25 protein-coding genes are annotated in these 24008 nt (G+C 53.9%); 17 read left to right on the plus strand and 8 right to left on the minus strand.

Going from position 1 to position 24008, the window contains the following annotated elements; genetic code table 11:
* Positions 1 to 96: 96 nt before the first annotated feature.
* From G6Q15_RS08905 to G6Q15_RS08925, 5 genes are all read left to right on the plus strand, one after another.
* A complete protein-coding gene (locus tag G6Q15_RS08905; protein ID WP_164117877.1) occupies positions 97 to 459 on the plus strand; it encodes a cupin domain-containing protein in 363 nt (120 codons plus the stop codon).
* A gap of 235 nt (positions 460 to 694) precedes the next feature.
* Positions 695 to 2299: a glutamine-hydrolyzing GMP synthase gene (gene guaA / locus G6Q15_RS08910; RefSeq protein ID WP_164117879.1), complete on the plus strand. Its 1605-nt coding sequence runs from the start codon at positions 695 to 697 to the stop codon at positions 2297 to 2299.
* Between the two features lie 34 nt (positions 2300 to 2333).
* On the plus strand, positions 2334 to 2726 hold the full coding sequence (locus G6Q15_RS08915; RefSeq protein WP_164117881.1) for a VOC family protein: 393 nt from the start codon (positions 2334 to 2336) through the stop codon (positions 2724 to 2726).
* Between the two features lie 43 nt (positions 2727 to 2769).
* Entirely contained in the window at positions 2770 to 3519 is a 750-nt protein-coding gene (locus G6Q15_RS08920) for an endonuclease III (protein WP_164117883.1), read from the plus strand.
* Between the two features lie 186 nt (positions 3520 to 3705).
* Positions 3706 to 4065, plus strand: coding sequence for an ArsC family reductase (locus G6Q15_RS08925; protein WP_164117885.1), 360 nt, complete (start codon positions 3706 to 3708; stop codon positions 4063 to 4065).
* A gap of 49 nt (positions 4066 to 4114) precedes the next feature.
* On the opposite strand, the gene G6Q15_RS08930 is transcribed toward G6Q15_RS08925, so the two are convergent.
* Positions 4115 to 4936 (minus strand): hypothetical protein, encoded by an 822-nt coding sequence (locus G6Q15_RS08930; protein ID WP_164117888.1) that lies wholly within the window; start codon positions 4934 to 4936, stop codon positions 4115 to 4117.
* 103 nt (positions 4937 to 5039) lie between these two features.
* Here G6Q15_RS08930 and G6Q15_RS08935 point away from each other — a divergent pair, with 103 nt between their 5' ends.
* A complete protein-coding gene (locus tag G6Q15_RS08935; RefSeq protein ID WP_164117890.1) occupies positions 5040 to 5567 on the plus strand; it encodes a metal-dependent hydrolase in 528 nt (175 codons plus the stop codon).
* On the opposite strand, the gene G6Q15_RS08940 is transcribed toward G6Q15_RS08935, so the two are convergent.
* The gene (locus tag G6Q15_RS08940) at positions 5568 to 5894 is read right to left on the minus strand and encodes a TfoX/Sxy family protein (RefSeq protein ID WP_164117892.1); all 327 of its coding nucleotides are present in this window, start codon (positions 5892 to 5894) and stop codon (positions 5568 to 5570) included.
* 42 nt (positions 5895 to 5936) lie between these two features.
* A complete protein-coding gene (locus G6Q15_RS08945; protein ID WP_164117894.1) occupies positions 5937 to 7190 on the minus strand; it encodes a TCR/Tet family MFS transporter in 1254 nt (417 codons plus the stop codon).
* A gap of 80 nt (positions 7191 to 7270) precedes the next feature.
* Between G6Q15_RS08945 and G6Q15_RS08950 the strand changes: the two genes are divergently transcribed.
* The 3 genes from G6Q15_RS08950 to G6Q15_RS08960 all read left to right on the plus strand — a co-directional run bounded on the left by G6Q15_RS08950 (position 7271) and on the right by G6Q15_RS08960 (position 10200).
* A complete protein-coding gene (locus G6Q15_RS08950) occupies positions 7271 to 7558 on the plus strand; it encodes a DUF427 domain-containing protein (RefSeq protein ID WP_164117897.1) in 288 nt (95 codons plus the stop codon).
* A gap of 98 nt (positions 7559 to 7656) precedes the next feature.
* Positions 7657 to 9099, plus strand: coding sequence for a sodium-dependent transporter (locus G6Q15_RS08955; protein WP_164117899.1), 1443 nt, complete (start codon positions 7657 to 7659; stop codon positions 9097 to 9099).
* A 66-nt stretch (positions 9100 to 9165) separates the two neighbouring features.
* On the plus strand, positions 9166 to 10200 hold the full coding sequence (locus G6Q15_RS08960; protein WP_240330825.1) for a glycerophosphodiester phosphodiesterase: 1035 nt from the start codon (positions 9166 to 9168) through the stop codon (positions 10198 to 10200).
* On the opposite strand, the gene G6Q15_RS08965 is transcribed toward G6Q15_RS08960, so the two are convergent.
* Positions 10201 to 11445: a multidrug effflux MFS transporter gene (locus G6Q15_RS08965; RefSeq protein ID WP_164117902.1), complete on the minus strand. Its 1245-nt coding sequence runs from the start codon at positions 11443 to 11445 to the stop codon at positions 10201 to 10203.
* Positions 11446 to 11530: 85 nt separating this feature from the next.
* Between G6Q15_RS08965 and panB the strand changes: the two genes are divergently transcribed.
* Complete coding sequence (gene panB / locus G6Q15_RS08970) at positions 11531 to 12397, plus strand: 3-methyl-2-oxobutanoate hydroxymethyltransferase (protein ID WP_164117904.1); 867 nt, start codon at positions 11531 to 11533, stop codon at positions 12395 to 12397.
* A gap of 19 nt (positions 12398 to 12416) precedes the next feature.
* Here panB and G6Q15_RS08975 read toward each other — a convergent pair whose 3' ends face one another.
* On the minus strand, positions 12417 to 12617 hold the full coding sequence (locus tag G6Q15_RS08975; RefSeq protein WP_164117906.1) for a hypothetical protein: 201 nt from the start codon (positions 12615 to 12617) through the stop codon (positions 12417 to 12419).
* A 201-nt stretch (positions 12618 to 12818) separates the two neighbouring features.
* Here G6Q15_RS08975 and G6Q15_RS08980 point away from each other — a divergent pair, with 201 nt between their 5' ends.
* Positions 12819 to 13997 carry a CoA transferase gene (locus tag G6Q15_RS08980; RefSeq protein ID WP_164117908.1) on the plus strand — a complete coding sequence of 393 codons (1179 nt, stop codon included), beginning with the start codon at positions 12819 to 12821 and terminating at the stop codon, positions 13995 to 13997.
* Positions 13998 to 14025: 28 nt separating this feature from the next.
* Here G6Q15_RS08980 and G6Q15_RS08985 read toward each other — a convergent pair whose 3' ends face one another.
* On the minus strand, positions 14026 to 14379 hold the full coding sequence (locus G6Q15_RS08985) for a PilZ domain-containing protein (RefSeq protein WP_164117910.1): 354 nt from the start codon (positions 14377 to 14379) through the stop codon (positions 14026 to 14028).
* A 74-nt stretch (positions 14380 to 14453) separates the two neighbouring features.
* Positions 14454 to 14918 (minus strand): RNA polymerase-binding protein DksA, encoded by a 465-nt coding sequence (gene dksA, locus G6Q15_RS08990; protein ID WP_164117912.1) that lies wholly within the window; start codon positions 14916 to 14918, stop codon positions 14454 to 14456.
* A gap of 213 nt (positions 14919 to 15131) precedes the next feature.
* On the opposite strand from dksA, the gene serS reads away from it, so the two are divergent.
* From serS to G6Q15_RS09005, 3 genes are read left to right on the plus strand one after another with little or no spacing between them, the layout of a single operon-like run.
* Positions 15132 to 16427: a serine--tRNA ligase gene (gene serS / locus G6Q15_RS08995; protein ID WP_164117915.1), complete on the plus strand. Its 1296-nt coding sequence runs from the start codon at positions 15132 to 15134 to the stop codon at positions 16425 to 16427.
* Positions 16428 to 16481: 54 nt separating this feature from the next.
* Positions 16482 to 17570: a peptidoglycan DD-metalloendopeptidase family protein gene (locus tag G6Q15_RS09000; RefSeq protein ID WP_240330826.1), complete on the plus strand. Its 1089-nt coding sequence runs from the start codon at positions 16482 to 16484 to the stop codon at positions 17568 to 17570.
* 24 nt (positions 17571 to 17594) lie between these two features.
* Positions 17595 to 18647: a potassium channel family protein gene (locus G6Q15_RS09005; protein WP_164117917.1), complete on the plus strand. Its 1053-nt coding sequence runs from the start codon at positions 17595 to 17597 to the stop codon at positions 18645 to 18647.
* Positions 18648 to 18671: 24 nt separating this feature from the next.
* On the opposite strand, the gene G6Q15_RS09010 is transcribed toward G6Q15_RS09005, so the two are convergent.
* The gene (locus G6Q15_RS09010) at positions 18672 to 19085 is read right to left on the minus strand and encodes a DUF1761 domain-containing protein (protein WP_164117919.1); all 414 of its coding nucleotides are present in this window, start codon (positions 19083 to 19085) and stop codon (positions 18672 to 18674) included.
* A gap of 130 nt (positions 19086 to 19215) precedes the next feature.
* On the opposite strand from G6Q15_RS09010, the gene rimO reads away from it, so the two are divergent.
* The 3 genes from rimO to G6Q15_RS09025 all read left to right on the plus strand — a co-directional run bounded on the left by rimO (position 19216) and on the right by G6Q15_RS09025 (position 23866).
* Positions 19216 to 20571, plus strand: a complete 1356-nt coding sequence (rimO, locus tag G6Q15_RS09015) for a 30S ribosomal protein S12 methylthiotransferase RimO (RefSeq protein WP_164117920.1) — start codon at positions 19216 to 19218, stop codon at positions 20569 to 20571.
* Between the two features lie 91 nt (positions 20572 to 20662).
* On the plus strand, positions 20663 to 21001 hold the full coding sequence (locus G6Q15_RS09020; RefSeq protein ID WP_164117921.1) for an MmcQ/YjbR family DNA-binding protein: 339 nt from the start codon (positions 20663 to 20665) through the stop codon (positions 20999 to 21001).
* Between the two features lie 147 nt (positions 21002 to 21148).
* Positions 21149 to 23866 (plus strand): TonB-dependent receptor, encoded by a 2718-nt coding sequence (locus tag G6Q15_RS09025; RefSeq protein ID WP_164117923.1) that lies wholly within the window; start codon positions 21149 to 21151, stop codon positions 23864 to 23866.
* Positions 23867 to 24008: the final 142 nt, after the last annotated feature.

The following is a 24008-nucleotide window of genomic DNA, read 5'->3' on the forward strand; positions in this document are numbered from 1 at the left end:
GTCTTTTATGATTGTATTTCAAAGACTTCTTCTCTTTGCGGCTTGCGTCTTTGCGCAGAAAACATGTAACGTGCGAAATGATAGGAGCAAAAGAAAATGAAAAAGGTAAATTTTACTGATGCCTTTGCGCAAATTAATGAATACTGGCAGCCGCATATTGCGGGGTCGGTGAATGATGCGCACGTGAAACTGGCGAAGTTTTCCGGCAAGTTTGACTGGCACCATCATGACAATGAAGACGAGCTGTTCCTGGTGGTCAAGGGCCGGATGCGTATGGGCCTGCGCGATGGGGATATCGACCTGGAAGAGGGTGAGATGATCATCGTGCCGCACGGGATGGAGCATTGTCCGGAGGCACTGGACGGGGAATGCCATGTACTGATGCTGGAGCCGAAGACGACGCTGAACACCGGCAATATAGTGAACGAGCGCACGGTGGCCGAGCTGAAGAGAATATAACCCAAACCCGTTCACGGATTTTATCCCTCACGACTGTTTTTTCGCTTTGCGAAAAGCCTGCGGGAACGCGGCACCGGCCCTCTCCCCCGCCCAACCTCCCGATATACTAGCGGGTCACACTATCGGGAGGTTGGGCGGGGGAGAGGGCCGGTGCCGCAATATACCCGGGAGGGCATCAAACAAAATGCGCCCGCCCACTGGACTCTCGTGCCCACCCAAACTATCGCATGGGCGCATGAGCAGCACCGCATTATCCTCCGAACTTGCAACCCCCCAAAACGGGTCTGAATCCATCCTGATCATCGACTTTGGCAGCCAGGTGACACAGCTGATCGCGCGGCGTGTGCGTGAAGCGGGCGTCTATAGCGAAATTGCGCCGTTTACCAGTGCCGAAGAAGCATTTCACCGGATGCAGCCCAAGGGCATTATTCTTTCAGGTGGGCCAGCATCGGTGACCGATGCGGACAGCCCGCGCGCGCCTGATGTCGTGTTTGAAAGCGGAGTACCGGTGCTGGGTATCTGTTATGGGCAGCAGGTGATGATGGAGCAGCTGGGCGGTAGTGTCGTTGGCGGTGACAGCGGTGAATTTGGCCGCGCCTTTATTGATATCAAGCAGCGCTGCACCTTATTTGATGGCCTGTGGCAGGAAAGCGAGAGCCATCAGGTGTGGATGAGTCATGGCGACAAGGTCGACACGTTGGCGCCCGGTTTTGAGGTAGTAGCAACGTCCGCCGGGGCACCTTTCGCAGTGATCGCCAATGAAGAGTGCCGCTATTATGGTACGCAATTCCACCCCGAGGTGGTGCACACGCCCGATGGCGGCAGGCTGGTCGCCAATTTCGTGCGCCATGTCTGCGGCTGTGCGGGCGACTGGACCATGGCCGAGTTCCGCAAGACCAAAATCGCCGAAATCCGCGCGCAGGTTGGTGTTGGAGAGAATGGGGGCAAGGTTATATGCGGGCTTTCCGGCGGCGTTGATAGCGCGGTCGCAGCGGTGCTGATCCATGAAGCAATTGGTGAGCAGCTCACCTGTGTTTTTGTAGACCATGGCCTGATGCGGCAGGGTGAAGCGGACGAGGTCGTGCGATTGTTCAAGGGGCATTACAATATCCCGCTGGTGCATGTGGATGCGGAGACACTGTTCCTCAATGGGCTGAAGGGCGAGACGGATCCTGAAAAGAAACGCAAGTTTATCGGCAAGACATTTATCGATGTGTTCGAGGATGAGGCGAAGAAGATTGGCGGGGCCGAGTTTCTGGCACAAGGAACGCTCTATCCCGATGTGATTGAAAGCGTGAGCTTTACCGGTGGCCCGAGTGTCACCATCAAGTCGCATCACAATGTGGGCGGCCTTCCCGAACGCATGAATATGCAATTAGTGGAGCCACTTAGAGAGCTTTTTAAAGACGAAGTCAGAGATTTGGGTCGCGAGCTTGGACTACCCGACGTGTTCGTTGGGCGCCATCCATTTCCGGGGCCAGGCCTTGCGATCCGCATTCCCGGCGAAGTCACTAAAGAGCGCTGCGATATCCTGCGCAAAGCCGATGCGATTTACCTTGAAGAAATCCGCAATGCAGGGCTGTATGATGCGATCTGGCAGGCTTTTGCCGTGCTGCTTCCCGTCAAGACGGTGGGCGTGATGGGCGATTACCGTACCTATGACAGCGTATGCGGCCTGCGCGCTGTCACCAGCACCGACGGTATGACAGCGGACGTCTATCCGTTCGACGCCGCCTTCCTGACCCGCACGGCCACGCGTATTGTCAACGAGGTCAAAGGCATTAACCGCGTGGTGTATGATTATACCAGCAAACCGCCCGGGACGATTGAGTGGGAGTAAGTCAGTCAACAGCGGGCACAATCAGGAGAAAGACATGACCAAATGCTATATTACACTGGGCAGCAGTGACCTGGACCGGTCGCGCGCATATTATGACGCGGTGATGCCCGCACTGGGCGCGAAGCTGGCGGATGACTATCCCGGCATGACCTACAGCTATGCCATGCCCGACGGGTTCATGATTTGGATTACGCGGCCGCAGAACGGCGAACCACAGGCGTGTGGGAACGGGCATACGGTGGGTCTTTATACGGACAGTCCTGAGCAGGTGGATGCGGCGCACAAGGCGGCACTGGAAAATGGCGGCAGCGACGAAGGCGCGCCGGGACCGCGCCCCATGTATGGCCCTGAATTTTACGGCGGCTATGCGCGCGACCCCGATGGCAACAAGATGAGCTTTGTCACCTATGTCAAGGTGAAGGAATAGACACAGAGCTTGTCCTAGGCGGCGTGGCTCCCATATTCTTTCCATGCAGTTTGACCTTGGCCCGGACCCGCGTACCGAAACGCTGGAGCGTATACAGGCGCGCCTGATCGATCATTTCGGGCGTGTCCGCCGCCCGCCGGAAAAACGCCGGGATCCGGTCTGGACACTGGTGCAGGGCGTGATTGGTGCGCGCACGAAAACGGCGGTGTCGAACGAAAATACCGACCGGATGCTGGCGCGGTACGGGACATGGGAAAAGGTCGCCGACGCACCGCTCGAAGAACTGACAGGCATGCTCCGGACCGCGACTTTCCCCGGGCTGATGGCGGAGCGGCTGAAAGCCTGCCTCACGGAAATCATTGCGCAGCGCGGCAGTGTCATGCTGCATCACCTGGACAACCTGCCCACCGAAGAAGCCATGGCGTGGCTCGAAACGCTACCCGGTGTTGCGCGCAAGATCGCGGCCGGGGTAATGAATGCCAGCACGTTCAACCGCCGCACGCTGGTGCTTGATACCCATCACCGCCGCGTCATGCAGCGTATGGGATTGGTCCCTGCAAAAGCCGATACGGCGCGCGCCTATGATGCGTTGATGCCGGTGCTGCCCAAAGCGTGGGCGCCCGAAGATGTGGATGAACACCATCTGCTGGTAAAGCGTATCGGCCAAAATTTCTGCCGCCCGAAACGAACGGATTGTGTATCCTGCCCGGTGCGTGAGGATTGCCAAATGGGGCAATGTGAAACCCAACATTCCTTCAAATCCAACAGGATTATCCAACAATGGCAGATTTGAAGGCTTCCTAGGTGCGAAGCTAAGGGAAGTTAAGGACTGTTTGCGTTGCCCTATAAGGGGATGAGGGATTGAAATAAGGCGCCTGACAGTGGATCAGGCTTGCCTACCGCTAGCTTCCTGCCTATCTGATGCATCAAGTTTGACGCACAGGACATGTGCGGAGCATATCAGAAAAGAGACAATACCATGCCGACATTATACGGAATTTCCAATTGCGACACGATCAAGAAGGCCCGTAAGTGGCTTGAACAGCGCGGTGTGCAGTATACGTTTCACGATTACAAGAAGTCGGGCGTGACGAAGGATATGCTGGAAAACTGGGCGCTCGAAATTGGCGAGTGGGAGCCTCTGCTCAACCGCCGCGGAACAACCTTTCGCAAGCTGCCTGAAATCGTCCGTGACAATGTGAATGAAAATACAGCGCTGCAGCTGATGGTGGAAAACCCGTCAATGATAAAGCGCCCCGTGCTTGAATATGATGGCGGCGTCATGGTCGGTTTCAAGGGCACGGACTATGAAACCGTGCTGGGTCTGAATCAGGACTGAGCGCAGGACAGGGCCGCGTGGCAACGCGGCCCTGGTTCATATGTCTGTCTTAACGGCAGTTACGACGGCGCATCGAATTGATTGCATTGACATATCCACCACGCGTATTGACGGAAATGCACTGTTTTGACTGCTGGCGCCAATATGTGGTGTAGCGCCCCTGGTCGTCGGTGCGGTAGCTTTGCAGCATTCTGAAACCACGCCGCCCTGTCAGCCGGGATTCTGCGTCTGACCTTGTACGGCCGATCAGGTCGTTTACCCGTACAAACCCGCGATAACCGCCCTGGCCGCCATAGCCGGGCCGATAGGATGTATTGTGGTCGCGTTGTTCGACACCGGCTGAATAGCCACTGGAATAGGCATCCGAGCGGTTATAGTTGTGATAAGGCTTGCCATACAGGCCGTCACGATAGCCACGCTCATGGTCGGCCTCGGCCTGCTTGTCGCCGTGATGCTTGCCATCATCATGGTGATGCGATTTATGCGACAGGACCAGCGCACCGATTAGCGCAGCCGCGCCAACGGCAATGGCTGCACCGCTATTGTCCTTTTTTTTCTCCTGGTTCTGGTGACCGCAGTCAAAAGGCGGGGATTGGGTTATTGAATTATAGCGTCCCTGCATTGTCACAACGGAAATGCATCGCTTGCGCCGGTGGCTCCACCAATAGGACCAGGCGCGGTCATCGCCCTTGTGCGTGCTGATATGCGTATAGCCGCGCGAGATGAGCTGGCTTTCCCCCGAACTGCCACGTGCACCGACAAGGTCACGGACATCTGAAGGTGTTTGTGCCATCGCATTTGAACTTGCCGCCAAATATAATATGGTTGCGCCAGCAATGGTGCCGAGAGATTTTACGCTATTGATTCTCATATGATATCCTTCCCCAGAGTGTAGTTTGAAATAATCATTTTTATTAAACAAGTAATATCAGGTATATATTACATGAAAATATTTGTAAAATTACGGAGCTTTCATGCCAACAATAATGTCCCATGCCGCCGTTCCGATCGCAGGGGCGTTGGTGCTGGGGCATGGCCGGCTTACGACGGCGGTTGTGGCGACAGGCATCGTCCTAGCGATGTTGCCTGATCTGGATGTCATCGGTTTTGGCATGGGGATCGAATATGGCGAAGCATGGGGGCACCGCGGTGCCAGTCATTCACTTTTGGTAGCAGCAATATGTGGCCTGCTTGCTGCAGCGCTGTTACGGCCTGCGCATTTCAAGACGGTGGCGCTCTATCTGTTCACATGCATGGCTTCGCATGGCATACTTGATGCCTTTACCAATGGCGGGCTAGGTGCGGCCTTGCTCTGGCCCTTTGATGATGCACGCTATTTCGCGCCTTACAGACCAGTTGAAGTTTCTCCTATCGGGAACAGTTTTTTTACGGGCAGGGGACTGGCGGTATTGTGGTCGGAATTTTTCACCATATGGCTTCCGCTCGCAGGGTTTGTGGTGCTGGTATTGGCTATGAAGCGCGTGCTGGCGCGGCAGGAATAGCTATTTGGCGGGCAGGGTCCTTACAAAGCGTTCGGCCAGCGTGATCCAGTTGTCCAAACCATAGGCCAGTGCGTCTTCTTCCCGTACCCACAATATCCCGCCCATCTTGCGGCCGTTAAAGGCGACAATTTCTGCGCCCGGGTTTTTGAGCGCTGCGTCCTGCTGGTCCTTACCGACGCGGAACATGAAACGGCCTTCGCCATCGCCGCACAGCATATTACCGTTCAATAGCCAGCAATTGCCGCCAAACATCTTCTTGCGTTCAATATCGCCGCGGTTTTTGAGCGCGCCTGCGAGCATGTCTGTGATATGCGGGTCTGATGCCATGTCTGTCTCCTGATAAGGCAGACCATAGCCTGCAAGAGCGCTTTATACCAAATCATCCTGATACGTATGCGGCGGCGGGCCGTAATATCTCTTTACGGCAAATAGGAATGCTCCAATCGCCATTACCAGTAATCCGCAGCTGAGCAGGAAAGGCGCACCCGGGAAGTAAAGTCCTGTATCGTCGGCAAAATGTTCAAATGTCATTGCCATCATCACCGGGCCGATAATCGAGGTGAGGCTGACGGCACTTGCAATTGCGCCCTGTAATTCGCCCTGCGCATCATCGCTGATCCGTGCGCTCATCATCGACTGCATGACTGGAAATGCCAGTGCAGTTGCCGCACCCACGACAATGCCTGCAACCATCCACCACTGGTTTGGAGCATAGGCGAATATCAGATAGGTCGGGATCCCGAAAAGCAGGCTGACAAACACCGTGCGCACCTCGCCCAGCCATTTCTGCACAGGACTGACCAGGCCGCCTTGGACAATGGCGAATAACAGTCCCCACAGCGTCACACTCAAGCCTATCTCACGTGGCCCCCAGTCAAACTTCAGGCTACCATAATAGGCCCAGACGGATATTTCCGTTTGTGCGGCCAGCTGCAGCAGGAAAATGACTGCAATCATGCCGATCACCAGCGGGAATTTTGACATGACGATCAGGCTGCCGAGCGGATTGGCGCGCAGGATCGAAAAACTGCGGCGTTTTTGAGGGGGTAAAGTTTCTCTGAGCCAGAAATAACCGAGCAGGGTGGTGAGAAAACACAATATACACGCTGCGATAAATGGCATGCGATCACCATATTCACCCAGGAACCCGCCAATACCCGGCCCGATGACAAATCCCGAACCGCCTGCTGCACCCATAATGCCGAAATTGCGCCCGCGTGTTGCGAGGTTGCTGATATCTGCTACGCAGCTGTTGGCCGCCGCCCATGTGCCGCCCATAATACCCGCTATGGCGCGACCTAGAAACAGCCATACCAATGTTGGAGCCAGCGCCATTAACGCATAGTCTATGCAGAGCGCCCCCATGGCAAATAGCAGGACGGGCCGCCGTCCAAACCGGTCGCTCAGGCCGCCTATGACGGGAGCAAAGAAAAACTGCATGACGGCAAATGTGAAAAGCAGCCAGCCGCCGATGGTTGCCGCCTGGGCAATCGAATAGTCACCCATGCCTGTTATAAGCGAAGGCAGGACAGGCACGATCAGTCCAAATCCCGCCATGTCGATAAATACGATCATGGCGACAAACCAGAGTGTGGTTGTTTTTCTGGGCGCTGTGTTGGTCATATTGAATTTATTCTGCCATGCTGAGCGGGTGATAGAGATGCGTTGCTAACGCATGTTTGAAACTTGATGAAGGAAAGAAAATGCCCACCGCCAAATGGAACGGGACTATAATAGCCCAGAGCGATAATACCCAGATTGTAGAAGGGAACCACTATTTTCCACGCACTGCTGTGCACACGGAATATCTGAAAGCTAGCGATACGACAAGCCATTGTCCGTGGAAAGGAAGTGCCTCTTATTATTCGGTTGAAGTGGACGGTAAGACCAACGATGACGCGGCATGGTATTATGCCGTGCCCAGTGATCGGGCGGCACATATCAAAGACCATATTGCCTTTTGGAAGGGTGTCGATGTCAGTGATGCGTAAAAGCGTTTATTAACAGCCTGATTGCCAAGAGTCTGGCGGGAGCGCGTGCAACGCGCTAGAACTTCCCGCAAAATATAATTTTAGGGGAGATTCGCAGCATGGTTGCAGGCGCTCAAACAGATACAGCAGAAGGCTGGTCATCACGGACAGCTTTTGTATTGGCAGCGGTGGGCGCTGCGGTTGGGTTAGGGAATTTATGGCGGTTCCCGACGCTCGCCGGTGAAAGCGGCGGCGGTGCATTCGTGCTGGTATATGTGGGTTGTGTAATCTTGATCGGACTGCCGCTGGTCCTCTCTGAAATCCTGATCGGCCGGGCCGGTCGAAGCGATGCGGTTGATAGTGTCCGTAACGTGGCAAAAGCATCGGGCATCAGTGAAAAATGGCAGATATTCGGCTGGTTTGAGATTATTGCCGCTTTCTTTATTTTGACATTCTATTCGGTCGTGGCCGGCTGGGTGATTTATTATATCGGTGTCATGCTGGGCGATTTTCTCAGCGCACTGGGGGCGGGTGAACCGCTACGCGGCGCACTTGCAGGCGAAACATCGGAACAGATAACGGGCCGTATGGGGGCTCTGTTTGAAAATGTGCCGATGCTGGTCGCCATGCACACACTGTTCATGCTGATAACGATTGGTATTGTGGCACAGGGCGTAACAGATGGCATTGAAAAAGCCGCGATGTTCCTGATGCCCGCCTTTTTCGTACTGCTGGTGTTAATCACCATTTATGGTGCGTTTACCGGCGACTTTGGACGTGCTGCCGAGTTCCTTTTTACTCCAGATTTCTCCAAACTGAGCGCGCCGGTCATCAATGAGGCGTTGGGACAGGCCCTGTTCTCGATGAGTCTAGGTTCAGCGGCGCTCATGACCTATGGCGCTTATGTTTCACGCGACACGAAACTGGGACCGACGGCGGGTATGATCGGTTTTGCAGATACCGGCGTGGCGATTATCGCGGGCTTGATGATTTTCCCGATAGTGTTTGCGGCTGGACTTGATCCTGCAGGTGGCCCGACGCTGGTGTTCCAGTCGCTGCCGATTGCTTTTCAGAATATGCCAGCAGGGTCGTTGATCGGGCTGCTGTTCTTCGTGCTGATCTTCTTCGCCGCGCTCACCAGCTCAATCTCGCTGCTGGAAGGCCCGACAGCTTGGGCGAAAGAGGCTTTTGGCTGGTCTCGGTCAAAAACTGCATGGACTGTTGGCCTCTTCATTTACGTTGTTGGCATTGCCTGTGCATTGTCGCTCAGCATATGGAGCGATGTCCGTCTTTTACCGTTTTGGGACATATTCGCGGATCAGAATATTTTCGACACGATTGATGGTTTTACAGGCAAGATATTGCTGCCGACATCGGCGTTACTGACCGCGATATTTGTCGGTTGGCGTGCCGATAGAAAGCTGGTTGATACCGAAACTGGCCTGGAAGGCAGCACGCTTGTGGCATTCCGCTTCCTTGTGGCGTGGGTGTGCCCGATTGCCGTTGGGTTGATCTTGCTATTTGGTATCTTCCCCGAACTGCTGACTGCCATAGGCGGGTAATATTCCGGAGGTAGGGAAATGCGCATGTTTCGCTTTTCCATTCTTCCACTTGTCCTGATAGGTGCTATGATGACTGAACCTGCCATAGCCGCACAGCTCTGTGAGCGCGATGTGGTTGTCATCGCGCATCGCGGGGCTAGCGGAGAACGGCCCGAACACACACTGGCATCCTATGACCTCGCCATCGACCAAGGTGCGGATTTTGTCGAACCTGATCTGGTGATGACCAAGGATGGTGTGCTGGTGGCGCGGCATGAAAACGACATATCCGAAACCACCGATGTCGCGGACCGGTCCGAATTTGCGGATCGTAAAGCCACCAAACAGATAGACTATCATGAAATAACCGGCTGGTTCACCGAAGATTTCACATTGGCAGAACTGCGTACCTTGCGCGCCAAGGAGCGCCTGCCACAGCTACGCGGTGCCAACACTGCCTATGACGGGCTATACCAGGTGCCGACACTGGACGAGATTATTGCGCTGGTGCGGGCGCGGGAAGCTGATACCGGACGGCGGATTGGTATCTACCCTGAAATCAAACATCCGACTTATTTTGCCGGTCTTGGCCTGGCGATGGAGCAAAGGCTGGTCGATACGCTGCATGCGGCAGGGTATAAGGATGCGCATGAGCTGGTTTTTATCCAGAGTTTTGAAACCGGCAATCTGCGCGCATTGGATAAAATGACCGAACTGCGCCTGATCCAGTTAATTCACCCACTCGTGCCGCCCTATGACATGCGCGACAGCATAACGCAGTTCGACATGGTGCGGCCGGAACGCCTGACCGATATTGCGAGCTATGCCGATGGCATTGGCCCTGGTACCGACTTGATTCTGCCGCGTGACAGTGAAGAACGCTCGCTTGAGCCCACGGCATTGATAGCCGATGCGCATGCGGCGGGGCTGAAGGTGCATCCATGGACATTCCGCCGTGAAAATTACTTCCTGCCTGCGGAAATGCGCAAAGGTGCCGATCCGCGTGATGCAGGTGATCTGGCGGCGCAGATAGCGCTGTTTATCAAACTGGGCGTGGACGGTGTGTTCAGTGATAATCCGCGCGAAGCCGTGCAAGTGCGCGACAGGGTCTGCGGCAAATAATTACACTGCTTCGGGTATCTTGCGCTGGAACAACCTACCTTTTTCGGCCCAGAAGAGCACTGTGAGCGAGGCCATGCTGCACAGCAGGAAACCGGTGGTTAGCGGGACATTAGTTCCATCGAACAATTGCCCGATCAAAGCGCCCAGCAAGGCCGAGACGATTGTTGTAGAAAATGCCTGAAATGATGACGCTGCACCCGCCATGCCGCCGAACGGTTCCATCGCGATGGACGAACAGTTGCTGTTGATAAAGCCCGTCATGCCAAGCGACAGTGCGGTTATTATTACGAAAGGTACGAGCGACATACCGCCAGTACTGGCGCCAATCGCAAGGCCCATGGCTGACAGGACGATAACGGTGAGTATGGCGCTGTGTGCAATACGCCGCGCGCCGAAACGCATGACAAAACGCGCATTCAGAAACGCGCTTAGCGCAAGATTGGCGGTAATGATAGCGAAGATCAGCGGGAAATAATCCCCCACGCCATAGGCGGTATCGAAAATCTGCTGTGCCGAGGCGACAAACCCGAATAACGGCCCCATGCTGAGGCCACCGGCGAGCATGTAACCGCTTGCCTTGCGGTGGAAAATAATGGTCTTCCAGGTTGTCCATATCGTATCCCGGCGGATCGGGATGACGTTTTCAGGGGCCAGCGTTTCGGGTAAGCGTATCCATGTCCATGCCAGCAGCATGACGCCCAGCAGGGCCAGTGCGAAAAATATCCATGGCCAGCTTGCCACCAGCAATATCCCTGCGCCCAGTGTAGGCGCCAGCATAGGCACCAGTGTGAAGACGATAAAGGCAAGCGACATGACACGTGCCATCCGATCACCGACAAAACGGTCGCGTACCACCGATGTCACAACGATGCGCAGTGCGCCCGCCGCCAGCCCTGCACAAAAACGCAGCGCAACCAATATGCTGAAATCAGGTGCAAAAGCGGCCAGTACGGCGAAGAAGGCGTAAAATGCAAGCGCGGGGAGCAGCACCACTTTTCGCCCGAAGCGGTCGCATAAGGGGCCATAGAAAAGCGATCCAATACCGAACCCGCCAACAAAAGCGAGCACCACCCATTGCCGGTCATTTGCATTGGTCAACGAATAATCCTGTGCAATCATACCGAGTGCTGGCAGCATGGCGTCAATTGCCAGCGCGGTGAGCGACATCAGCGCGGCAATCATGGTCACGAATTCGCCGAATCCGAGGGGGAATTCCTTTTTTGCAACAGAGGTAGTGTTAGTCATGGCAGGCCTTATGGCGGGCTGGAACGGCTGTGGCCAGAAATTAAAACTACTTTCGTGGATAGGCGCGATACGCTAGGCAGGGCGCATGTCTACGACCTTTAAACTTGATACTTCGACCAGCCGCGCCAACCCGACGCCGGCTCCCATGAAACGCGTGACGGTGCCTGCAATCCGGAACCGCAAGGGGAAAGAGCCACTCGTCATGCTGACCGCATATACGGCGCGCACGGCACAGTTGCTGGATGCGCATTGTGACATGCTGCTGGTTGGTGATTCGCTGGGGCAGGTTATTTACGGCCTTCCGTCAACTGTGCCGGTGACACTCGACATGATGTGTGCGCATGGTGCTGCGGTCGTCCGTGGCAGCTATCACAGCCTGGTTATCGTCGACATGCCGTTTGGCAGTTATGAAGCTTCGCCAGAGCAGGCATTTGAAAGCGCTGCCCGTATTATGCAGGAAACGGGCGCTGCGGCGGTCAAAATGGAGGGCGGTGTGCATATGGCACCAACCATCGAATTCCTGTCTGCGCGGGGCATTCCGGTCATGGGTCATGTCGGTCTGACGCCGCAGTCGATCAATATGCTGGGCAGCTACCGCGCTCGCGGCAAAGGCAATGCCGAAACCGCCAATTTGCTCGACGATGTTAAAGCAATCAGCGAATCCGGTGCATTTTCAATGGTGGTCGAAGGTGTGATGGAAAGCGTGGCTGAGGAAGCCATGACGGTAGCGCAGATTCCGGTTATCGGCATTGGCGCATCGGCCAAATGCGATGGACAGGTGCTTGTGACCGAAGACTTGCTGGGTATGTTTGAACGCACGGCGCGGTTTGTGAAGCGTTATGATAATCTGGCTGAACGTATCGAGACAGCGGCTGCGCAATATGCTGAAGAAGTCAAGGCGCGCAGCTTTCCCGGCGAAGCGCAGACATACCGTCCGAAAGAAAAAAAATAGGGTAGGGGGTAATTTCTCCCTATTTCACAATATCGGGATCCTTGACCGCACGGTGATATAGCCGTTTCCAATGTCTGTGCGAGCGTTTGTCCAGGGTTCTGTCGCCGGCGCGCTGTTTCAGGATATCAATATAGTCATCGCCATAGCGCGCATAGAGGTTGCGAATCCCTGCAATGTCCCGCTGCTTGCCTGTATCGCTCCTGAAAAAATCTAGAAACACGGATATCCCTCTCATCCAGATATTGGTTTTACCCAGCTGATTATGCACATAAATAACAGATTTTGCACTGATATATTCCACATAATTTACCATATTATGTCGTAAAAAGCATCTTCTTCGGATTTAATCGTTGCGCTGGTGCGGGAAAACCATATCAAATGACCCGGTGAAACAGCCTGATTGGCTGAACAGGAGAGCAAAATGAACGACGGGGCAAATGGAAATACGGCTGCAACCGGGCCGCTTGCGGGCGTAAAAATCGTCGATATGTCGAGCGTCGTCATGGGACCTTTTGCTACCTTGCTGATGGCCGATATGGGGGCCGAAGTCATCAAGGTCGAAAATGAGGATGGCAAGATCAAGGGAGACATGATGCGCTATGCGGGCGAGTCACCCACAGGTGATCTTGGTCCTATCTACATGGCGCTTAACCGCAATAAGCGTTCGGTCACCATCAATGCCAAAAATGCTGATGAAAAGGCGGCTTTGCTTGAGTTGCTCAAAGACTGTGACATATTCTTCCACAATGTACGCCTTGCAGGCATGGAGCGGCTCGGTCTGGGTTATGAGGACGTGAAGGTGGTCAACCCCGATATCATCTATGTACACTGCGCTGGTTTTGGCGATGGCGGGCCCTATTCAACGCTACAGGCTTATGATGACCTGGTACAGGCGGCATCGGGTTATGCGGCGCTGGACCAGCTGCGTTCAGGCGGGGCACCTGCCTATGCACCATCATTGATTGCAGACAAGACAGTAGGCCTGTTCGCGACCTATGCGACTTTGGCGGCGCTGTATCACAAGGAAAAGACAGGTCAGGGGCAGTTCGTTTCGGTGCCGATGCTCGAATCCTTCACCTTTTTTAACATGGTTGAGAATCTTTATGCCGCAACTTTTAAGGAAGAGGGCGGTAAAATGGGCTATACCCGTTCGATAAACCCGCGGCGGCGGCCCTATCCCACCAAAAATGGCTATATATCGATTGTGCCCTATGCAGACGCGCAATGGGCGCGTTTTTTTGAGATTGGAGGGCGCCCTGGTGTGTTCGAGGATCCGCGCTTTTCGACTTATGAAGAGCGTACCAAGCATACCGGTGAATTATATGCGATAATTGAGGAAGTGGCGGCCACGAAGCCGACTGAGGAATGGCTCGATATATTGGCGCGTGAGAACATTCCTGCGATGCGGTTTAATGAGATGGAAAATGTGCTGACCGACCCGCATCTGGAAGCGGTCGGATTTTTTGAGAAACGCGAGCATGAACTGGCTGGCGCTTATCGTGCCATGCGGCACCCGGTTACGTTTGGAGAAACTCCTGTAAATATACGTTATAACCCGCCGACATTGGGGTATGACAATGGTTTGATCGGGAAGAAATAATCTTAGGTATAGGCTATAGTTATTTGTTTTAATACAATGATTTTATATGTGTTTTGATTGGACGCATGTGCCGCGGAATGCTGTTATCGGTTGGTACATGTGTCTTACGAGCCATTTTGGGTTCAATCAATTTATCGAAATTGACACCGAAGCTGTTTTCCTTCGCCCAAGCTACATGACCTGTCAGTTCTCCGATATTGTTGATGTAAATCTGCAGCTTCTCACCCGGCTGGACACACAGGTTGCCTTCAGCCTTCATGCCATTGGCGGACAGATTGCGCACGCGCACTTTGTACGCGCGTTTATTCTCCCCGACGACAATTTTGGCGAGGAGGAAAAGGCTATCGCGTATGCGGCCTCTATGATCGGATACATCTGACATAGCAGAGCTCGCTATATCAGGCCGAGGTAGAGAAAAGGTTAAAAGCCTGGAAAACCTGACCAGTGGACACCGGTTCAGTCGTCGCGGGAGATTTTTTCGCGGCGCTCATGCTGTTCCTGCGCCTCAACGCTCATAGTGGCAATTGGACGCGCGATCAGGCGGCCAAGACCAATTGGCTCGCCAGTAACTTCGCAATAGCCATATTCACCCTGATCAATACGGCGCAAGGCCGAGTCGATTTTGGAAACCAGTTTGCGCTGACGGTCGCGGGTGCGCAGTTCCAACCCCCATTCGGTCTCACTGGATGCACGATCGTTCATATCGGCTTCCTGGATCGGGCCGTCCTGCAACTGGCGCAAAGTGCCTTTTGCTGCGTCCAGAATTGAATTTTTCCATTCTTTCAGCAGGCTGCGAAAAAATTCTTGCTGTTTTTCAGACATATATTCTTCATCATCTGAAGGCTTGTAGTCTTCGCTGACGGCTTTGCGCGCTTTGGCAAGAATATCAATATCTTCAACGACGGTTGTCGCATGTACCATTGTTTGGCTCTCCAGGTCCGGAAATATGGTCTGGCATGTTTTTCATGTCCGGCCTTGTCCGAAGGGTTAATCCTCATAGTCTTTGGGCGCGCTATAGCTCTGCGTCTGCAGATACACAAGCGGCAAAACGGGTCATTTTACATGACGCATTTATATCTGCTGAATGCAGCAGGGGCTTGCACCGCTGACGCGCAAAATGCATAGGGTCAAACCATGCATGATATTAAGACAATACGTGAGAATCCGGCAGAGTTTGACGTGGGCCTGAAACGGCGCGGAGCAGAGGCTGTGGCGGACCGAATCATAGCCCTGGACAGTGCGCGCCGGGAAACCACCACGCAGCTTCAGGAAGGTCAGGCGCGCCGCAATGAAGCATCCAAGGCGATTGGCAAGGCCAAGGCTACAGGTGACGAGGAAGCAGCACAGGCGCTGATGGTGGAAGTCGGCGCGCTCAAAACCGAATTGCCCGCGCTTGAAGGCAAGGCCCGCCAAATTGGCGAAGAGCTGAATGCTTTGATGGCCGCACTGCCGAACGTGCCGATGGACGATGTGCCGCAAGGCGAGGATGAAGACGATAATGTCGAGCTGTCCCGTTGGGGCACGCCGCGTGAATTTGCGTTTGAGCCGAAAGAACACGCCGATATCGGCCCGGCACTCGGGCTGGATTTTGAAACAGCGGCGAATATTTCGGGCGCTCGTTTCGCCTTCCTGAAAGGTGACATGGCCCGGCTGCAAAGAGCCATCGGTCAGTTCATGCTGGACCAGCAAGTGCAGGAAAATGGTTATATGGAATGTGCGCCGCCGCTGCTGGTGCGTGATGAGGCAGTGTTTGGTACAGGCCAGCTTCCCAAATTTTCCGAAGATCTTTTCCAGACCACCGATGGCCGCTGGCTTATCCCGACTGCGGAGGTCAGCCTGACCAATTCAGTGCGTGAAACGATATTGGGGGCAGAGGCGCTGCCGATGCGGCTCACAGCGTTGACCCCCTGTTTTCGCAGTGAAGCAGGCGCGGCAGGTCGTGATACGCGCGGTTTGATCCGTCAGCACCAGTTTGAAAAGGTCGAAATGGTGACCATCGCGCATCCTGAAACAAGTGAAGCCGAACATGAGCGTATGACAGAAGCCGCCGCATCCATCTTGCAGGCGCTCGAACTGCCCTATCGCAAAATGCTGCTATGTACCGGAGATATGGGTGCGACAGCGCGCAAGACCTATGATCTGGAGGTCTGGCTGCCTGGTCAGGGCGCGTACCGTGAGATTAGCAGTTGTTCCAATTGCGGGGATTATCAGGCGCGGCGCATGAATGCACGTTTCCGTTCAGAGGGTGAGACCAAAGGCACCGATTTTGTACACACACTCAATGGTTCGGGTCTCGCGGTGGGTCGCACCTTGGTGGCCGTTATTGAAAATTATCAGCAGGCCGATGGCAGTGTGACCATTCCTGAAGCGCTACGCAGCTATATGGGCGGGCTGGAAACAATTGATGTGATGGACGAAACCGGCAAGTAAGCATGGGCTAAATAAAACTGGCACATAGCCAGATTATCGCTAAAACCCATGCCCATGATGTTTTCGGGGGCAAGTCGAAAATTTGGGAATATGCGCATTGTCACTGCTTTATGCGCCGTGACCATTGTTGCTGCCTGTATCCCGGCAAAGGATAAGTCCCCACCACAGACTGCGCAAACCCCACCCCGACTTGAAACCGATATTAGCGTGCTGGAGCAGGATATAGCGCCACCGGTGTGGGAAAGGCGCAGTGTTCAGGCTAATGCACGGCGGGTGGAAGGCGGCATCTATACCGTGAAATCGGGGGATACGCTGCGCGGAATTGGCAACCGCATGGGTGCAGGGTCTGAAATTATTGCCCGCGTCAATAATCTTGCACCGCCCTATACCATTTATCCAGGACAGAAACTGACGGTACCATCAGGCCGCTATCACAGTGTGGCCAGCGGCGAAACAGGCATTGCCATTGCCCGCGCCTATGGGGCACCTTGGAGCCGTATTGTTAGGCTCAACGGATTGGAAGAGCCTTATATATTGCGCATCGGACAACGGCTTTTGCTGCCCGGCAAAAATCCCAGCAACGATAAAGTACCATCCACTGCGCCGGATCGGCAGGAACGCGCTGCGGCCTTCGATATCGGTATCGGTGACATTGTAAGCGGTGGTCAGCCGGCGCTTGCGGAGGGGCGTGCCGCAGCACGGCCCACGCGTGCAACTGCGCAGGCCGCGAGCACAAAGGCGATTGCGCTTCCCACAAAATTTGCAGGCCGCTTCCAATGGCCACTCAGAGGCAGGCTTGCATCCAGTTTCGGTAAAAAAGGCGGCGGCAGGGTCAATGAAGGCATAGACATTATCGCGCCACGCGGCACGCCTATACTGGCGGCAGCGGACGGCGTGGTATCCTATAGCGGGGATGAGATTGCGGTGTTCGGAGGGCTTGTCCTGATCAGCCATGGTGATGGCTGGGTCACAGCCTATGGTCATGCCGATCGCCTGGATGTCGTGCGAGGGCAGGCAGTTAAGGCTGGACAGGTTATTGGCATATCGGGCGATAGCGGCTATGCCAGTCAACCGCAATTGCATTTTGAGATCCGAAAACAACTGAAACCTGTTGATCCTATTGCACATTTGCCGGGAAAATAAGGCCTGATTGGACTATAAGAATATATGAGCGGACGCCGCAGCCTTGAAAAATTTACGACCCTGACCCGCCGTTCGGGCATGCCTTTATGGGTAGATATCGCATGGCGTGTCGGTTTTGTGCTGGCGCTTATCGGTATCGCAATCGCTGTGCACTGGTTTGATAAGGGCGGTTTGCGCGATAATTATGATGGTGATGTCAGTTTTCTGGACGTCATCTATTTTACAATGATCTCCATCACCACTACCGGCTATGGTGATATTGCGCCGGTGACAGAGCGTGCGCGCATGTTTGACGCATTGGTGGTGACTCCAATCCGTATTTTCGTGGTTTTGATTTTTATTGGCACGGCCTATAACTTTGTCTTCAAACGTACTTGGGATGTCTGGCGTATGAAAATTATCCAAAGAAACCTTCATGATCATATTGTTGTTCTTGGCTTTGGCACAAGCGGCAAAGAGGCGGTTGAAGAGCTGATTGCACGCGGTACGCCGGTGGAAGAAATCGTGATAGTCGACAATTCTTCTAGCAACTTGCACGAAGCAGAGAAAATGGGTTGTGCGGTGCTGACGGGCGATGCAACGCGCGATACAGTGTTGATGAATGCGAAAGTTTCGCGTGCGAAATCCGTGGTTGTTTCTGCCGGGCGAGACGATACCAGCATCTTGATAGTGCTCACTGTGCGGCATCTTGCCCACCATGTGCCGATCAGCGTGTCTGTGCGGGCTGCTGATAATGAACTGCTGGCGCGGCAGGCAGGGGCCACCACGGTTATTAACCCGGTCAGCTTTGCTGGCCTGCTACTCGCAAGTTCATGTCACGGTGCAAATATTTCTGATTATTTGAGCGATCTTGCCTCAATCCACGGCCGTGTGAAACTCAACCAGCGACCTGTTACCGAAGATGAAATTGGTAAAGGCCTTGGCCAATTGTCCAACGAGAGTCTGGGAGTTCGGATATACCGCGATGGCAAAGCATATGGCTTCTGGGAAGAACAGACCAAAGAGCTGCTTGAAGGGGATATCATTGTGGAGATTATTCCCGGCGCAGGCGCAGAGTTAACCCCCGAAGCTGCCTAAGCAGCCCCGGAGGCCCATATATTCCTAAGCCGCGTAAAAATAAGCCATGACTGTGCCCATAGCGGTGTAGAATAGCAGCCAGTAACCTGCATCAATCAGGAAAAGTGTCCTGCTTTTCTGTGAAAAAAGATAATTTGTGCCGATGGCAGGAATGATGAAACCTGCCGCAATACCCTGCGCGATCATGACAATGGTTGAGAAGCTGAGGCTACCATAGGTCTCAACGGTATGCGCGAGCACAAAAGCCGCGACCAGGCTGAGGAAAAAGGTGGTGCCGTAGATCAGGCCCATATTTGCGCCCTGCACATCTTCCTCGGTCAGGCCGACAGCGCCCAGCCATTTTTTGCCCATGATAGGTCCATACCAGATGCCACCTACAACAAAGCCAGACAGTGCAGCCAGAAATACCGCCAGCCAGTTTACATTAAAAAAATCCATTTTACCCTCCCTTAGTATGTAGTTGGGAACCTAGACCTGGTGGCCGCACCGCGTCAATATGAGGAGCTGTCAGCCATTATTGCGCAAATTGCGTGACATTTTGCGTATGCGGGCGTAAATGCGCGGCATTATGACAACACAAATTCCCGCTCCGCCCAAAGTAGGCATGGTTTCGCTCGGCTGTCCCAAGGCTCTGGTCGATAGTGAGCGCATCCTCACCAAACTGCGCGCTGATGGCTACGACATGTCGCCTGACTATGCGGGTGCAGATGTTGTGCTGGTTAACACTTGCGGCTTTCTGGACAGCGCAAAAGAAGAGTCTCTCGACGCTATAGGCGAAGCGATGGCAGCAAATGGCCGGGTGATTGTTACTGGCTGCATGGGCAATGAAGCCGATGCCATCCGCGCGCGCTTCCCCGATGTCCTGGCGGTTACGGGCGCACATCAATATGAGGATGTTGTGGGCGCTGTGCATGACGCGGCGCCGCCCGCGCGCGGCGAATTTGTCGATCTCGTGCCAAATCTGGATGCTGTGGGCGGGCTGAAACTCACGCCGCGCCATTACAGCTATCTGAAAATTTCTGAAGGCTGTAATCATCGCTGTTCCTTCTGCATTATCCCCAGCCTGCGCGGTGACTTGGCCAGCCGGCGTCCCGATGCGATCCTGCGCGAAGCCGAAAAGTTGGTTGCTGCTGGTACGAAAGAACTGCTTGTTATTTCGCAGGACACGTCAGCTTACGGCGTGGATATAAAGCATCAACCGCGCGATTGGCACGGGCGCGAAGTACGTGCGCATATGACGGACCTGGCGCGCGAGTTGGGCACATTGGGTGCATGGGTGCGGCTGCATTATGTGTATCCTTATCCGCATGTGGACAAGGTTATTCCGCTCATGGCTGATGGACTCATTACGCCTTATCTCGACATTCCGTTCCAGCATGCTGCACCATCGGTGCTGAAACGCATGAAGCGTCCGGCAAATGAAGCGAAAGTGCTTGAACGCCTGAAAGGCTGGCGCGAGATTTGCCCTGATATCACGGTGCGCTCGTCATTTGTTGTCGGCTTTCCTGGTGAAACAGAAGAAGATTTTCAGTACCTGCTCGACTGGCTGGATGAAGCGCAGCTTGACCGGGTTGGCGGTTTTCGTTTTGAACCAGTTGAGGGGGCCGCTGCCAATGCGCTGGATGGCGCTGTGCCCGAAGGGATCAAGGAAGAGCGTTATCAGCGTCTAATGGAAAAGACCGCTGCAATCAGTGCTGCCAAACTTGCCGCCAAGGTGGGACGTACATTGCCAGTCATTATCGATGAAGTTGGTGAGGCCGATGATGAGGGCAGCATTGGTGCGACCGGTCGGTCGCAGGCGGATGCACCGGAAATAGACGGCAATGTTTTCCTGCGCGATGTACCGGAAGCATTGAAGGCGGGCGATATTATTAACGTCAAGATAGAAGATGCTGACGCGCATGACCTTTATGGCGCGATGTAATAATGGAAGTGCCTGCCGTATCCTGATTTCGGCAATTTCTTGATTCTGGCAATTTCTTGATTCCGGGACCAGTTGGCGGCATGATGTGTCCATGAAAACCGGAAAAGCAACAGATCCGACAGAAGACATCCGCCTGAAAGCTAGCCAGTATGCAGATGTGGATGAAGGCACTTCGTGCACACAGGCAGCGTTCAAGACAGGAAACAAGGCCTTTCTTTATATCGGTGAACAGGGCGGACGTTATAAAGCCATGTTCAAGCTGGAAAAATCCCGCAAAGATGCAGAAGAGCTGGCAAGCAAGGCTCCAGATGATTATCAGGTTGGCAAAGCACCATGGGTAACGGCGCGGTTTACGTCTGAAAAACCGATGCCGCAGCCTTTATGGGAAAAGTGGCTGGATGAAAGCTATGCACTCACAGCTACCTTATAAAAACACCTGTGTAAGCCGCAGGTGTATGACATGAATGCCACAGGTTTCTGCATTCTTTTTACGTTTTGACACGTTCAGCTTGTTTTCGGCTGAATCTGCTATACACTCGCTCTTCTAAGAAAGATAAAATCTGAGGAGACGAGCCACATGAAATATATTTACAAGGCATCCGCCTGTGCATTTGCGCTATCTGCGATGTGCGCTGCGCCTGTTTACGCGCAGGACCAGTCAGCAGAGGCCGCCGCAGAAGATATTGATAGCGGTAATGTGATTGTTGTGCGCGCACAGGGCCGTGAACAGGAGCTTGCAGATGTTCCTGTCGCCATTTCCGCGGTGAGCGCCGATGATCTACAAAAAAGTGGTGCGACCGATATTCGTGAGCTTAACCAGTTAGCGCCTTCACTGCTTGTTTCCTCCACGGGCAACGAAGCCAATGGCTCGGCACGTATTCGCGGTATCGGCACAGTGGGCGATAACCCGGGCCTTGAAAGTTCGGTGGCTGTTTTTATTGATGGTGTTTACCGCTCACGTAGCGGTAATGCGCTTGGCGAAATTGGTCCGATTGACCGCGTCGAAATTCTGCGCGGGCCCCAGGGCACACTGGGCGGTCGTAACTCTTCGGCTGGCCTTATCAGCATTTACACGGCACCGCCTGAATTTACTTTTTCAGGATACGGCGCTTTTACTTACGGCAATTTTGATCATATCCGTGCAGAAGGCGGTATCAATGCCCCGATCGGAGACACGATCGCGGCACGCCTTGACGGCGTATATGTGAGACGTGATGGTTTTTATACTGACGTCACCAATGGCACGGATGTAAACAACAAGGACCGCTATCTTGTCCGCGGTCAATTGCTTTTTGAACCGAGTTCCGACCTGACGGTGCGTCTGGTTGGTGATTATTCGAAGAAGGATGAGGCATGCTGTGCAGCAACATTCGTGCAGCCTGACTTTGCGCCATTTGCACGCGTTAGTCCGGGGCTGAATGGTTTCATCAAACCTGTTGGCCCATCACCTGCGCTGACCAGTACGCAAAACCCGATCATCCCTGTACTTTTGGCTTTGGGGCAAGACCCGCGTGCGCTCAGCCAGAGCACTTTCGATCGCAAAATATATCCGACGCAAGGACGCTCTTATGAGGGCGAAACCGAGGATTACGGTGTGTCGGTGGAGGTTAATTACAACCTTGGTGCTGTCGATTTTACATCGATTACCGGTTACCGTGAATATTCGAACAACCAAGGGTCCGACACCGACTATACCGGTGTGGACATTCTTTATCGTGCGCCTGGTGACAATGCAGGTGCGCGTGCATTTAAAACATTTACGCAGGAATTCCGCTTTCAGGGCACGGCATTTGATGACAGGCTCGACTGGCTGGTTGGCGTGTTTTATGCAAATGAGAAACTCAGGGTGCGTGATAATATCCGCTTTGGATCACAATATGGCTCCTTTGCACCTTGCCGTATTATCAACGCAGTCAATCCTGCCCTGGCATCGCCAACTGATACAGGTTGCCTGAGCGCTGGAGGTAAGGCTTTGCTGAGCGGTCAGCTTCCTGGAACAATGCCAGCCTTTGGTGCTGCTACGCCGCTGCTCCTGGCTGGTCTGGATAATCTTGGCGGACTGAATGACCTGGGTACGGTCGAAGATCGTTACGGGCAGGATAGCGAAAGCTTTGCCATCTTCACCCATAACATTATTGAGATTACCGATGGTCTCGATCTGACACTTGGCCTGCGTTACACGAAAGAGACCAAGGACTTCAGCGCGTCATTTACCAATGACAATACAGTCTGTCCGACAAACCGTGCACTGCTGTCTAATTTGCTTGCGGTTCCTTCACTGGCGCCGCTTGCCGGCGGTTTGATTGCGCTGTCCTGTCAGGGCAATTCAACGTCCGAACTCAACGGCGTGTCGATATCCGATGATCGCGATGAAAGCGAATTCACCGGAACCGCGATCTTGTCATATAAAGTGACGCCTGACCTGCTGGTTTATGGTAGTTATTCACGCGGTTATAAAGCAGGCGGTTTTAACCTTGACCGCTCGGCGCTTTCCAATCCGCTCTTGCTGGATGTAACCAATCTGAATACTGCCAACCTGCAATTCGGTCAGGAAACAGTGAATGCATTTGAAATCGGTGCGAAATATTCGACACCTGAATTCACCTTCGGCATTTCGGCTTTCCGCCAGGAATTCACGAATTTCCAGCTGAACACATTCAATGGCTCGGTTTTCCTTGTCCAGAATGTCAATAGCTGTGGCACCGGACTTGGTGGCGCTGACCTTGACACCAGTGCAGCTACCGGCTCTTGCGCTCCTGGTGATGTTCAGCCGGGTGTTGTCGCGCAGGGCGTTGAACTTGAAGCGACAATGAGCCCAGTTGACTATTTCAACGTGGCGGTGGGGCTTACTTATAGCGATACCAGCTATGAGAATGACCTGATCGGTAATGATAGCGGAGCACCACTCGATCCTGCGCTTCGCTTGCTGCCAGGTGATAATCTGTCCAACGCGCCTGAGCTGACGGCTACCGCTTCACTGTCCTACACGCCGCCACTGGGCAATAGCGGGCTGAGCGGTCTATTCTACCTCAACGCACGTGCGACGAGTGATTATAATACCGGCTCTGACTTGCTATTTGGCAAGGAACAGGATGGCTATTTCCTAGTCAACGGACGGATCGGTATTCGCGGTCCGGAAGAGAAATGGGCGATTGAAGGCTGGGTGCAGAACCTGTTTGATAAGGATTACACACAGGTCGCGTTCAATACGCCATTTGTTGCGTCCCAGCAGACATATTCGGCGTTCCTTGCTGAGCCTCGCACATATGGCATCACGGTACGGGGACGTTTCTAAGTCCTTAAGCCGCAGAGGCAATAAAATCGACAACCGCGCAGTGCACCCCGGTGTTCTGCGCGGTTTTCATTTTGCGAGTTTGCTTTCAGCGCCAGTGGCGAGTTGCAATTTGCAACGATGTAAGTAAGCTATCTCCCATAGA

The sequence above is a fragment of the Sphingorhabdus sp. Alg239-R122 genome (assembly GCF_900537065.1).
Lineage (GTDB): Bacteria > Pseudomonadota > Alphaproteobacteria > Sphingomonadales > Sphingomonadaceae > Alg239-R122.

What these genes read in the sequence shown, in the direction of transcription:
- G6Q15_RS08905 (WP_164117877.1), top strand. Translation starts at nt 97, where the DNA reads ATGAAAAAGGTAAATTTTACTGATGCCTTTGCGCAAATTAATGAATAC.
- guaA (WP_164117879.1), top strand. Translation starts at nt 695, where the DNA reads ATGAGCAGCACCGCATTATCCTCCGAACTTGCAACCCCCCAAAACGGG.
- G6Q15_RS08915 (WP_164117881.1), top strand. Translation starts at nt 2,334, where the DNA reads ATGACCAAATGCTATATTACACTGGGCAGCAGTGACCTGGACCGGTCG.
- G6Q15_RS08920 (WP_164117883.1), top strand. Translation starts at nt 2,770, where the DNA reads ATGCAGTTTGACCTTGGCCCGGACCCGCGTACCGAAACGCTGGAGCGT.
- G6Q15_RS08925 (WP_164117885.1), top strand. Translation starts at nt 3,706, where the DNA reads ATGCCGACATTATACGGAATTTCCAATTGCGACACGATCAAGAAGGCC.
- G6Q15_RS08930 (WP_164117888.1), bottom strand. Translation starts at nt 4,936, where the DNA reads ATGAGAATCAATAGCGTAAAATCTCTCGGCACCATTGCTGGCGCAACC.
- G6Q15_RS08935 (WP_164117890.1), top strand. Translation starts at nt 5,040, where the DNA reads ATGCCAACAATAATGTCCCATGCCGCCGTTCCGATCGCAGGGGCGTTG.
- G6Q15_RS08940 (WP_164117892.1), bottom strand. Translation starts at nt 5,894, where the DNA reads ATGGCATCAGACCCGCATATCACAGACATGCTCGCAGGCGCGCTCAAA.
- G6Q15_RS08945 (WP_164117894.1), bottom strand. Translation starts at nt 7,190, where the DNA reads ATGACCAACACAGCGCCCAGAAAAACAACCACACTCTGGTTTGTCGCC.
- G6Q15_RS08950 (WP_164117897.1), top strand. Translation starts at nt 7,271, where the DNA reads ATGCCCACCGCCAAATGGAACGGGACTATAATAGCCCAGAGCGATAAT.
- G6Q15_RS08955 (WP_164117899.1), top strand. Translation starts at nt 7,657, where the DNA reads ATGGTTGCAGGCGCTCAAACAGATACAGCAGAAGGCTGGTCATCACGG.
- G6Q15_RS08960 (WP_240330825.1), top strand. Translation starts at nt 9,166, where the DNA reads ATGATGACTGAACCTGCCATAGCCGCACAGCTCTGTGAGCGCGATGTG.
- G6Q15_RS08965 (WP_164117902.1), bottom strand. Translation starts at nt 11,445, where the DNA reads ATGACTAACACTACCTCTGTTGCAAAAAAGGAATTCCCCCTCGGATTC.
- panB (WP_164117904.1), top strand. Translation starts at nt 11,531, where the DNA reads ATGTCTACGACCTTTAAACTTGATACTTCGACCAGCCGCGCCAACCCG.
- G6Q15_RS08980 (WP_164117908.1), top strand. Translation starts at nt 12,819, where the DNA reads ATGAACGACGGGGCAAATGGAAATACGGCTGCAACCGGGCCGCTTGCG.
- G6Q15_RS08985 (WP_164117910.1), bottom strand. Translation starts at nt 14,379, where the DNA reads ATGTCAGATGTATCCGATCATAGAGGCCGCATACGCGATAGCCTTTTC.
- dksA (WP_164117912.1), bottom strand. Translation starts at nt 14,918, where the DNA reads ATGGTACATGCGACAACCGTCGTTGAAGATATTGATATTCTTGCCAAA.
- serS (WP_164117915.1), top strand. Translation starts at nt 15,132, where the DNA reads ATGCATGATATTAAGACAATACGTGAGAATCCGGCAGAGTTTGACGTG.
- G6Q15_RS09000 (WP_240330826.1), top strand. Translation starts at nt 16,482, where the DNA reads ATGATGTTTTCGGGGGCAAGTCGAAAATTTGGGAATATGCGCATTGTC.
- G6Q15_RS09005 (WP_164117917.1), top strand. Translation starts at nt 17,595, where the DNA reads ATGAGCGGACGCCGCAGCCTTGAAAAATTTACGACCCTGACCCGCCGT.
- G6Q15_RS09010 (WP_164117919.1), bottom strand. Translation starts at nt 19,085, where the DNA reads ATGGATTTTTTTAATGTAAACTGGCTGGCGGTATTTCTGGCTGCACTG.
- rimO (WP_164117920.1), top strand. Translation starts at nt 19,216, where the DNA reads ATGACAACACAAATTCCCGCTCCGCCCAAAGTAGGCATGGTTTCGCTC.
- G6Q15_RS09020 (WP_164117921.1), top strand. Translation starts at nt 20,663, where the DNA reads ATGAAAACCGGAAAAGCAACAGATCCGACAGAAGACATCCGCCTGAAA.
- G6Q15_RS09025 (WP_164117923.1), top strand. Translation starts at nt 21,149, where the DNA reads ATGAAATATATTTACAAGGCATCCGCCTGTGCATTTGCGCTATCTGCG.